This window comes from Pseudoalteromonas sp. H105 (assembly GCF_001469215.1).
Taxonomy (GTDB): Bacteria; Pseudomonadota; Gammaproteobacteria; order Enterobacterales; family Alteromonadaceae; genus Pseudoalteromonas.
On sequence record NZ_LOFH01000001.1, the window covers coordinates 171,484 to 183,074 of the forward strand.

The 11,591-nt window shown below is 40.7% G+C and carries 8 protein-coding genes; 3 read left to right on the top strand and 5 right to left on the bottom strand.

The genetic code is table 11. The features are described 5' to 3' along the window. Positions 1-87 precede the first annotated feature (87 nt). The 5 genes from ATS75_RS00765 to ATS75_RS00785 form a co-directional block, all read right to left on the bottom strand. Positions 88-1,407, bottom strand: coding sequence for a Na+/H+ antiporter NhaC family protein (locus ATS75_RS00765; RefSeq protein WP_058558522.1), 1,320 nt, complete (start codon positions 1,405-1,407; stop codon positions 88-90). Between the two features lie 373 nt (positions 1,408-1,780). Then, on the bottom strand, positions 1,781-4,000 hold the full coding sequence (locus tag ATS75_RS00770) for a TonB-dependent receptor (RefSeq protein ID WP_058558523.1): 2,220 nt from the start codon (positions 3,998-4,000) through the stop codon (positions 1,781-1,783). Positions 4,001-4,006: 6 nt separating this feature from the next. Further along, positions 4,007-5,305: a lysine N(6)-hydroxylase/L-ornithine N(5)-oxygenase family protein gene (locus ATS75_RS00775; protein ID WP_058558524.1), complete on the bottom strand. Its 1,299-nt coding sequence runs from the start codon at positions 5,303-5,305 to the stop codon at positions 4,007-4,009. Beyond that, entirely contained in the window at positions 5,299-6,252 is a 954-nt protein-coding gene (locus ATS75_RS00780) for a GNAT family N-acetyltransferase (RefSeq protein ID WP_058558525.1), read from the bottom strand. Before ATS75_RS00780 ends, ATS75_RS00775 begins: the two co-directional genes overlap by 7 nt. Position 6,253: 1 nt before the next feature. Beyond that, positions 6,254-7,978 (bottom strand): IucA/IucC family protein, encoded by a 1,725-nt coding sequence (locus ATS75_RS00785; protein ID WP_058558526.1) that lies wholly within the window; start codon positions 7,976-7,978, stop codon positions 6,254-6,256. Positions 7,979-8,066: 88 nt separating this feature from the next. On the opposite strand from ATS75_RS00785, the gene ATS75_RS00790 reads away from it, so the two are divergent. From ATS75_RS00790 to carA, 3 genes are all read left to right on the top strand, one after another. Continuing rightward, on the top strand, positions 8,067-9,212 hold the full coding sequence (locus ATS75_RS00790) for an MFS transporter (protein ID WP_058558527.1): 1,146 nt from the start codon (positions 8,067-8,069) through the stop codon (positions 9,210-9,212). A gap of 224 nt (positions 9,213-9,436) precedes the next feature. Beyond that, positions 9,437-10,237, top strand: a complete 801-nt coding sequence (dapB, locus tag ATS75_RS00795; protein ID WP_058558528.1) for a 4-hydroxy-tetrahydrodipicolinate reductase — start codon at positions 9,437-9,439, stop codon at positions 10,235-10,237. A gap of 207 nt (positions 10,238-10,444) precedes the next feature. Continuing rightward, entirely contained in the window at positions 10,445-11,581 is a 1,137-nt protein-coding gene (gene carA / locus ATS75_RS00800) for a glutamine-hydrolyzing carbamoyl-phosphate synthase small subunit (protein WP_058558529.1), read from the top strand. Positions 11,582-11,591 lie beyond the last annotated feature (10 nt).

The window sequence follows — 11,591 nt, forward strand, 5'->3', positions numbered from 1 at the left end:
AGAATCTCGAATTTAAATGTTTGCTATTTCTAATCGAGATTATAGCAGATACACTCAAAGTTGAGTGTATCTGCGACTAAATTGAGACTAAATATCGGCTTTATTACGTCTTAGGCAAATAACTGTAATGGCAGTAAACGCTAAGATGAAGCAGTAGTAGGAAGATGTTGACACTTCCCAAGGGCTAATTTTGAAGGTAGCACCGAGTAACAATGCTTGAGCGCCATAAGGCAAAGAGCCTTGTGTAACACAGGCAAAGATATCCAATAAACTTGCAGAACGTTTACCGCTAATTTTACCATCGTTAGCCAACTTTTTAGCGATAGGACCTGCAACAATAATGGATACAGTATTATTCGCAATACACAAGTTGCTTGTCATCACAAGTGCGGCAATACCCAGCTGGTCTGCCACTTTTCTGTGCCATTTTGCAATGATCTTTGTAATCGCTTGAATTTTGCCTGCTAAGTAATCAAGCCCGCCATTAATGCGAATAAATTCAGATAAGCCACCGATAAACATTGAAAGTAAGAAAATTTCTTGCATATCAGTGAAGCCTTTGTAGATGTCTTTTACGAAGCTTGCACCTTCATAGCTCCCCGTAAAGCCCATAAGCGCGGCAAAAATGATGCCGCTAAATAAAACAACAAATACATTAAAACCCATTACGGCAAGTACAAGTATAAAGGCATAAGGCAACACTAATAATAGGTCATATTCTTTTGTTTCAACCGCCTGCGCAGCTGGGGTTAAAAAGACGAGTAATGCGATAGTTAAAATGGCTGCGGGTAATGCAATTTTTAAGTTTTCACGAAACTTATCTTTCATCTCACAGCCCTGAGTTCGTGTAGCTGCAATGGTAGTATCTGAAATGATGGATAAGTTATCGCCAAACATTGCACCAGATACGATAGTGCCTGCCATTAAAGCAGGGTCGATACCCGTTTTCATTGATACTGCATAGGCAATAGGACCGATTGCCCCAATAGTGCCCATCGATGTACCCATAGCTGTTGATACAACCGCGGCAATTAAAAATAGGCCAGGCAGTAATAAAGCTGGGGGTATAAGCGATAAACCTGCATTCACAACAGCATCAACACCGCCGGTTGCCCCTGCAACAGCAGAAAAAGCACCAGCAAGTAGGTAGATCAAACACATTGTAATAATGTTGTTATGCCCAGCGCCTTTTATAAAGGTTTCTACACTGTGGTTAATGGTGTTTTTATTTAGGATAAACGCCAGCATAATAGCGGGTAAAATCGCAACAGGGGCAGGTAATTGATAGAAAGCGTAATCGACCCCTTGTGATTGCAAATACAAACCAGCACCTAAAAATAGGGCCACAAAAGTAAGTAGGGGCAACAAAGATAACTTTGCTTTAGTTTTATTCAATGATGGCTGCATCATATTCCTCGTTAGATAACTCATAAACAATTAGCGCAGCCAAAACATCCTTCTTTTAGCAGCATTTAGTTGTTTTCTTATCAAAATGATAAGTAATTCAACAGCGCCCGCAAGCCAAAGACCAAATCGGCGCAAAGAAGGAAGTTTAAATGTATAGACGGCTAAAGTCTATGGGTATCTATTATTATTATTTTTAAAAGAGTGAACTGACTATTACATGAGTTTTAGATAAAATCTAGCTTTCTCAAATTTTCAAAGACTAAAACTCTTTTGGTATGGGGGGCATTTAACGCCATAAGGTAAGTAAAACTAGCCTTGCCATAAGCCGCACTAGGCGGCGTATGACTTTGAAGTTGGCTTACGTATATGTTGTTTAGAAGTTATACTGATAAGTTAACGCGAAGCTTCTGCCACGGCCTTTATGATCATACAAAGCTTCCGGGCCATATTTTGGGCTGTAGAAATAAATTGCACGTTTACCCCATTGTGTTGTGTAGGTTTTATCTAGCACGTTATTAATAGAGAAGTACACTTGGCCCTGTGCCAGAGGATAGCTTGCTGTCAGGTCTAATAGTGTATAACCGTCAATCTTTTTATTGGCATCATCTTCTAAATCAAACATTGTTTTGCTTTGCAAACGAAGGTTGAGATCCTCTTTCTGCCAACTTACATAACTGGTTAATTTTGAACTTGAAGCTTGGGTGACCGTTACTTTTTCCCACGCCCCTTCAGTGTTTTCAGCTTCTTTTGTGATGAAGTGTGCTGATAAACCCGTTTGCCATGCGTTGTCTACATCATAATCAAGCTGAGCTTCAACCCCTTGCGTACGTGTTTTAGAATCAGACACAGAAATAAGCAAGGTTTTTGAGTTGTATGAAATTTTATGATCTGAGGTACTGTAATAAGCGGCCATTTGCGCGCGAAGTGCGCCGTCATTAAAACGCCAGCCAAGCTCCATGGAATCCGTTTTAATACCTGATAGCGCTGAGTTATTTACATCAACTACGCTGCCTTCTACCAATGATAATACCGTGCTGTTTGCTGTTTGTTCATAACTGCCTTTACCATAGTATTTTGCCACATTTGGTAGCTCGAATGCTTGAGCAGAGTTGAACCAGATTTGTTGATTATCATTCACATCAAACACTAAACCAAAGTTAAATAGATTGACGTCATAGTCAGTACTGCCTCCTTTGATAGCTTGAGCGGATGAGGCTGCACCGGTTTTAACTTTTATGGCTGCATTGGTGCCGACAAAGTCATAAACAGTGTTTTCCATTGTCTGTCGACGATAGCCAGCGGCAAGCGCTAAATTATCAAATAATTGATACTGCACTTGAGCAAACACCGCACTTGCGTCCACTTCAAAGCCTGGATAACGGTCAACTGCGTAAAGTGCCTTCATTACTAGCCCACCCGAATTTTGCGCAATATCTGTATCGTAGTAGGTTTGTAAAGCGTCAAATTCTTCACTGTCATAATCAAAGCCGTATGCGTATGTCAATTTATCTGTTTTACCAGACATAACGACTTTAAAACCATGAGCATCGGTGTTTTGTTCTGAGCTAGAAAAACTTGAAATAGCATTATTACTTAAGCGAGGGCGAGGATAAAAATCAAAAATTTCTTCACGGAAAAATGCTTGTATATTTAAAGTCTGCGAAAAAAGGTCTTTATTTACATAGTTAAGGTTTATTAATGTACGTTCTGTTTTTGGGGTATGATCTGATTCTAGGCCTTTGCGTATTTCTACACCTGTCATATCACCAAATAGCGCATTAGTATTTGGACCAAAATACAAACCATGCTCACCGTCGCTTTGATTTTTGTACTTTTGAACCATAACTGATAGAGATTGGTTATGTGTAAATTGGTGTGATAAAGAGGCCATTAAATCTACACTATCACTGTATTGAAGCCCACTTTGTGTTGTGTCCATAATGATGGCTTCACTATCACCATCATACATGGCGTTAGTTTTGTTGTAGGCAATTGATATACGGCCTTTGGTGTGTTTGTTAGCAAAGCCGTATGCCCCCGCCAAGTTTGTATCAAAATCATCACTGCCTGCAAAGCCTGATACAAATCCAACTTTTAATGCGTTATCTTCATTTCCTTGTTTAGTAATAATGTTAATAACACCACCGGTACTGCCCCCACCGTATATAGCAGTAGCACCAGAGAGTACTTCAATACGCGAAATATTAAATGGGTCAATAGCATCAAGATGGCGACTAATACCACGTGAAGAGTTTAATGATACACCATCTATCATTACCACCATTTGGCGCCCGCGCATGTTTTGGCCATAGTTAGTGCGTGTTGTACTGGCTAAATCAAGGCTTGGAATGAGTTGCGCTAATGATGTTTTAAAGTCATGGCCAGCATTTATTTGTGATTGAAGATCGTCCAAATCAACGAGCCAGACAGTCCCTGCAATGTCAGATATTTTTTGTTCTGTTCGATTCGCAGTGACAAGAATACGTTCGAGCGTGTCTTCGACTTGTGTCTGAGCCTCTAATGCAGCGTATGAATTGAATGCACATAATAGGCTTGAGGCTAATAAAGTAAGGGTGTGTTTTTTTATTTGCATGGTTATTTAAACTGCCGTTGTTAAAGATAAAGGGTGTGATGATTTAGGTAACGTCCAATCAATAAAGCTTTGGGTTTCGCTCAAATCGAACAGGACTGTTCCAGCTAAATGATTAATGATTGTTGCACTTCGCCAAGCCATTAAGCTCAATTGCGGTTCAGCGATCCCATGGCTATTTAGGCCCGCGTTTACTGCGTAAATTTGGTTCTTATTTTGGTGTTTCCATTTAATATTGAAATGGCTATCAAGCTGTAATCCGCCATCGTCATTTAAATGCAGGAGTGGCTTTAAAGGCTCAAGGTAGTTAGGCAGAGCAGATTCAAAGCCCGTCGCTAAAATGACATAATCAGCATTAATGATTTCGTCACTTTGATTTAATGAGTTGTGACACTGCACGCTAAAGCCACTGCCAATAGGTGAGAGTCCTTGAGCTGTTCGATTTGGTAATAGGTGAACCCACTTCTGCTCACCATTAACCTCAAAATGTTGATATAAATATTGGTAGATCCGTTTCAAGCACTCTGTTGTGATACCGTCGCTGGCAAGTTTTTGGGCTTTAACCTCGCGCTTTTTACTTAGTTCAGGTAAATCAAAAAAGCATTCGGTGTATTGCGGTGTAAAGAATTCGTTTGTAAACGTAGCTTCATCGAGTGGCTGATAGTTAGGGCGGCGAGAGATCCAATATAATGATTCAGGCTTTCCCCAATGTTGCTGCAGTGTATTTAAGACAATGTCAGCACCCGTTTGTCCGCCACCAATGACGGCGACTCGTTTATCCGTTAAATCAATGTCTCTACTCATGATCTCGCAAGCATGAAACACATTGTCACCAAGTTGTGAGGTGAATTCACTGGGCACATATGGCTTTTTACCTGTGCCTAAACAGATGTTTTTTGCCGTGTAATCGCCACTGTTAGCCTTAATGACAAACTGACCATTTGCGTATTCAATGGCCGTAACGGCATCATCAAAATTTAGGTTCTCAAGTTTGCTTGCTGCCCATGCCATGTAGTCAGAGAACTCAGTTCGGCTGATCATGCCAATGTCGGTGGATAAAAAGCGATAAAAACGCTTTTTATCGACTAAGTACGAGAGAAAGCTAACTCTGCTGGTCGGCGCTACTGCAGTGACTAAATCTTTTAAATAACACGTTTGCATGTGGGCATCAGGTAGAAGTAAACCTGGGTGCCATGCAAATCGGGGTTTGTTATCAAAAAAACGGTAATTGAGCTCATCAGTTTCGTTTAATAGCGCGGCAATACTTAAATTAAATGGACCAATTCCGATCCCTGCTAGATCTAACATTGAAAATTCTCCTTGTAGAATTTAACTTTTTCGATTGAGATAAGCGCAGCGCGCTTATGAGGAAACTCAAATTCATATTCCTTAATAAATCCAAGCTTGGTTATTTGATTAAGGAGCCTTTGATTGTCATACCTTGGCTCCAGTACAATTTTTTGCGTGTGTGGGCAATCTAAAAACATAAAGTGGGTAATGGCTTTACACCATGCTTTGAAAAAGCGTGTGCCTCTAAAGGCATCATTACCAACGAGAAGGTGCAACCCTCTGTCGTGTGCTTGCCAAGGATAATAAGGTGCGATTCGGTCTTCGCTTGCCCAATACACTTCAAAGTAGCCAAAAGGTACATCGTTGAAATACCCAATTAACGGCAAGTGATAGGGGGTTGTAAGTTTATCTGCCAAATAACGCTTGAGTGTTTCTTTAGGTTGGTCCATTTCCCAAAACTCGCTCACGCGAGGATCATGCATCCATTGATAAAACAGCCCCAAATCTGCACTAGGATCCGCCACTTTAAAACTAATAAATTGACCTAGTTCGTAATCAAAGCGGCGATAGACTTCACCTGTTAAGTTAATTAAGCGCTGAGGGCAGGCCCTTTCTGAGTACGTACCGTTAAAAAACGGTCTTTTTGTTTCGTTTAAACCATTGATAGGGTGAGTGTAAAATTCGAGCCGCGAAAAGCTTTCGGTATGAAAAGCACGGATAAAAGCCTGCCATGCAGTCGATGTGTGCCATATTGATTTAGGTAATTGCACGTGTTTTATATACGGATTTAAGAAAAAAAGCCCATCAATGAGAGCAATTAACTGCGCTACAGATTGAATGTTTCCATCGTAATCAGCGACAAAACAGTGACCAAAACAGACTTCACCTTGAAGGGCTATGTTATTGGCATGATTAAATACGCCATAAGCTGACTTTTCAACGGAGAATGGGTGGTTTAAAAGCATGTTAGTCTTCCTGCCGTTCGGTTTGAGCCACTAAATTAGGCATGTCAAAATAAATAACCGCAGGGTCTTCAATGGTATTTTCGTTATCGCCAGTTAAATAGCAGTAAAAATTACCCTTACATTGAAAGTGAGATTGCTTAAGTACTTGTTGCAGGCAAAGTGAGTCGATTGCTGAGTCGGCAATACTGGATAATGTATTGTGAAGTTTGTTACACCATGATTGTTCGTTACCAAACCCTAGCATGCTTAGCGCCGCGATAACCGCATAGCTACTATTGATAATAACGTAATAGGGGAAGTAACGTGCTATTTGATCTTGGCTCCAATGATGTTCAATTTCATAGGTAATGTCTTTACAGTGTGCATTGAATTGCGCAATGCCTAATTTTGAAAAACCAAAACCTTGACAGTCACGAATAAACGTTTTGCAAGGTAGTCCATGCTCAAATTCAATGACAATATTTTGCTGGTGGGCAAGGCATACTAAACCCAAGTTTGCTTGCAGGTCAAAAAGCGGCAAAATGACTTTTTCACTAAAGGCTTTAAACCATCGTTCTGCGGCTTCTTGCAATGTGATTCGGTTATATTTACTTACCTGATTAAGTTGCTCAAGCAATAGGTGGTGATCGTTGTCGATTGGTAACTGACAGAGTGTTGCTAGAACCAGGCTTTCATTTTTTTGATTAAGCTGCTGATTCTCTCTAAATAAGAAGATGCTCTCTTCAATGATCTCGCCATTGAAGCATAAGCCGCACCAAGCAGGCTCTTGAAGCACATTAAATTCAGGGTAATGAGCTTGCCATTCTTTATAAATGTTTGTTTGGCATGCATCAAAAACACGTAGACCACGCTTACACTCTTTTACAGAGAGCATTCTGACTGAATTGGTCAGTTTGATATTTAAAGAGTACTTAAGTTGAAATGCAACGTCTGGTTGGCAAATAGCGCGAACGGATGAGGTTGCAGACCATGTTAAACCGTACTCGCCCAATTCGACAACTAGCTTGTCATTTAACAGCATTTGAATACTCGAAAGAGTTTTCAAATGCTGCCATTGCCAAGGATGCATTGGAATAACAGCATGGGTGTGGTTGTTTTTGGTTAGTAGCGCAGGGGCACTTTGAGAAATCAAAGTGGATAAATAGGCATCAAGCGAATCCTCGTCTGCTTCTCCAACCATGACTTCTCTAGACACTTGTAACCATACCAACTGAAATTTCGCGGCAAATTCCGGACTATACTTTGCCCATTGGTCATCGGTTAGTTGTTGACGACTTTTTGCTGCAGGGTGAAAGTTATGTCCAGCGAGTAACCCTTGCTCAGCCTCAATAAAGTTCAAAGGTCCCGTTTTCAAATGCTTAAGTCCGGGGTGAGCGCTTAAAGATGCCTTAATAAAGTGCTGGCTTTGAAGCGCTTGAGCAATAAACTCATTAATGTGTGTCTGAGAGAAAACGGCAATGTTATCTGCATTTTGCACTAACAGGGCTAATGCTTTCTCAAATTTAATGGGCGCATTTTTACCTTGCTTACACAGCAGAATGTCACCTGTAAACCCGTGAATACCCACTTTAGAAAAGTAATGAAGTGGAAAGAGAATATAGCGTTGATTCTCAAGGTCGATGCGAATTGCTTTGACTCCTTGCTCATGATGGGTAAGTGCCCATTGAGTATTTTCACGCAAGTAGGCGTTTACAAAGCTTGACCAACTAAAACTTTTATTTAACACGTCTGAATCCTTAGAACATAAAGTTATTGCGAATGATAAGGGTTTGCATTACTGTGTCAATAGAAATTTGGCGTTATTTTGGGAACTTATGAGTAAACATGTTATTTGGTTAATAGTGGGCGGTGGATTATTAGGAGTGAGTCAACAAATTGCGTTAGTCGTTTTGCCATTATTAGCAGATGTAATGCAGGTGCCCTATGAGGTGCTTGTGAATTGGCAAGCGGGTGGATCATTTTTATTTTTATTCTCAAGCCTATTGTGGGCAAAACGAGTTGAAAAAAAGGGCTGTACGCGTGTTATTAAGCTAGCTTGTACAGGGTTTATCTTGAGTAATCTGCTGCTTTTGTTTCTATGGGTAGGGCATACAACGTTATCCACTGAGCTAATGCTGGCAGTCTTTATTGTAAGCCGTGTGATACATGGATTATTTAGCAGTGGGATTGTTCCTCAATTGCAAGTCAGTGCATTACATCTTTTTCCAAATAATAGTATTGGCGCTTTAGCTAAAGTCAGTTTAGGCGGCACGTTAGCGAGGTGCTTAACACCTATTGTTTGTATCGGTTTATTACTTTTTTCACCGCTATGGGTATTCGTATTGCCGCTAATTTTGGGCGTATTTGTACTGTTGGCAACGCCGACACTTCCTAAGTTTGATTCACAAGAACCGAATGTGCTAAAAACGAATCAGCATTGGGGGGTATTGTTTGTGGCGTTACTCTGTTCATTTAGCCTGTGTTATGGGCAATTTAGTCTCGTGCAAGTACTGTCTAAGATAATGGCGGATAATAGCCTGGCAGTCAGTAAATGGGTTGCCGCAAACCTAGCATTAACAGCGGTTTTGAGTACATTTCTTCAATTATACTTCATTAAAAAACAGAAAATAGATTCAGAAAATTTGCTGGTTTTTAGTCTAAGCGGTGCATTGTTTATGGCTTTAATGAGTTCAGTGGTTAACCATATTTTTGCTGTCTGCGTATTTGTTGCGCTTATATTCGTGGCGCTTAATAGTGCAACTTTGGCCTATACCAACATTATTGTCTCTAAGGCTGGTAAGCAATTCACAAACTATATTTCGACGGTACACACAGTGGGTTATGCATTCGGAGCTTTGTGCGTAAACTTCTCTTTGAACGTGCCTTATGGGTTGGTCAGTATCGCTTTATTGATCGCATTCAGCGTAACTTTTTACCGATTTTTTGCTCATGTTTACCCTAGTCGAGCAAGTTCTCTTTAAAAAGGGCTAATGAATATTTGATGGTATCTGTAGTAACATACTTTAATTAAGCCAAGATATGCGGTTTTTGAACTAATTACAGAGGATATAAATTCGTTTATAAAACGGCAGCTTTGATACAAAATAACGTTTAAGAGTTCCCTTTTTGTGAAATGCCTAGTTGCACTCTAAGGTGATGCAACCAAGCATGCGGTATAAAAATAAAATTTGAATGAGGATTCACGATGACAAAAATAGCTGTGTTCGGTGCAAACGGCCGAATGGGGAAAGTATTGTGTGAAGCAGCCGCTTCGTCAGCGGGCAATCAGCTTGTAGGTGCTTATGTTCGTGCAGGTAATGACTTAATTGGCACTAATGTAAAAAATGTTGTCAATAGTACAAATACAGATATCACCTTTACAGATGAAAGCCTGTGCTTTGAAAACGTTGAGGTCGCTATCGATTTTACACTGCCAGCGGGTATGAGAAACCATTTAGCTTCAGCCTTGGACAGTAAAACTCCGATGGTAATCGGTACAACTGGCCTCAGTGATCAGGACATGCAAGCGCTAAAAGAAGCTGCAAAGCATATTCCCATAGTTTTTGCTCGTAATTATAGCGTTGGCGTAAATTTACTGCTTAACTTAGTACAAACCGCAGCCACTAAATTGGGTGATGATTTAGATATTGAAATATTTGAAGCGCATCATCGCCATAAAATAGATGCGCCATCTGGGACTGCCCTAGCCATTGGTGAAGCAATCGCAGAGGCTAAAGAGTGGGATCATGATGATGTTGCTGTGTATGACCGCAGCCAAGTAGAAAAGGTAAAATCACAAAATGAAATTGGCTATTCAGTGCTAAGAGGAGGTGATATTGTTGGTGAACACACCGCATATTTCGCAACTTCTGGCGAAAGGCTCGAATTAACTCACAAAGCGAGTTCACGAATGACCTTTGCATTAGGTGCTGTAAGAGCTGCAGGCTGGTTGAAAAATAAACCTGCAGGACTTTATGATATGCAAGATGTGCTTGACTTGAAGTAGTTTAGGTGCTTTTTTGGCGGTTTGACGTGTTTTTAAGTCAATAACGCTTATTTTAGCTAATTATTGAATTACCGTTAGACCTAAAGCGTAAATTACTATAAAATAGCGCCAATTTGCCAAAAATTCATAATTGCGTGTTTCCAATCGCTATAAACGGGTAGTAAAGCAAATGACTTTACGCCCGTTTTTTACTGTTAGGAGGTTAACTTGACTAAATCCGCTCTGTTAGTTCTAGAAGACGGCACAGTGTTTCGCGGTACTGCAATCGGCGCTGACGGCATGTCAGTCGGTGAAGTAGTATTCAATACGTCTATGACTGGTTATCAGGAAATTCTGACTGACCCTTCATACGCGGAACAAATCGTAACTTTGACGTACCCACATATCGGTAATACGGGTACTAACAGCGAAGACGAAGAAGCGAGTCACATTTGGGCTAAAGGCCTTGTGATTCGTGATTTGCCACTGCTAGCAAGTAATTTCCGTAACGAGCAATCGTTAGATGATTACTTAAAAGAACGTAATATCTTAGGTATTGCAGACATCGACACCCGTAAATTAACGCGTATTTTGCGTGATAAAGGCGCTCAAAACGGGTGTATTATTGCTGGTAATGAACTAGATGAAAATCAAGCGCTCGCAGCTGCGCAAGCCTTCCCTGGCTTAAAAGGTATGGATTTAGCAAAAGTAGTCTCAACTAAGGAAAATTTTGAGTGGCGTGAATCAAGCTGGACATTAGGCGAAGGGTTCAAAACCTTAGACGTTGCAGATGAAAAGTTTCACGTTGTTGCCTATGATTTCGGTGTGAAACGTAATATTTTACGTATGCTTGTAGACCGTGGTTGTAAATTAACTGTTGTGCCTGCTCAAACCTCGGCAGCTGATGTGTTAGCGCTAAACCCAGATGGTATCTTTTTATCAAATGGCCCAGGTGATCCAGAACCATGTACATATGCAATTGATGCGATTAAAGCCTTTTTAGAAACAGATACGCCTATTTTTGGTATTTGTTTAGGGCACCAATTATTAGCATTAGCATCGGGTGCCAAAACGGCAAAAATGAAGTTTGGTCATCACGGCGGTAACCACCCAGTGAAAGACTTAGACCGTGATGTAGTAATGATCACTGCACAAAACCACGGTTTTGCTGCTGACGAAGCCAGCTTACCAGCTAACCTTCGCGCAACGCACAAATCATTGTTTGATGGTACATTGCAAGGTATTCATCGCACAGATAAGCCTGCTTTTAGCTTCCAAGGTCATCCTGAAGCAAGCCCAGGCCCGCATGATGCAGCCCCATTATTTGACCACTTCATCGACCTGATGCAAGCGCGTAACAACTAATTAGACTGGA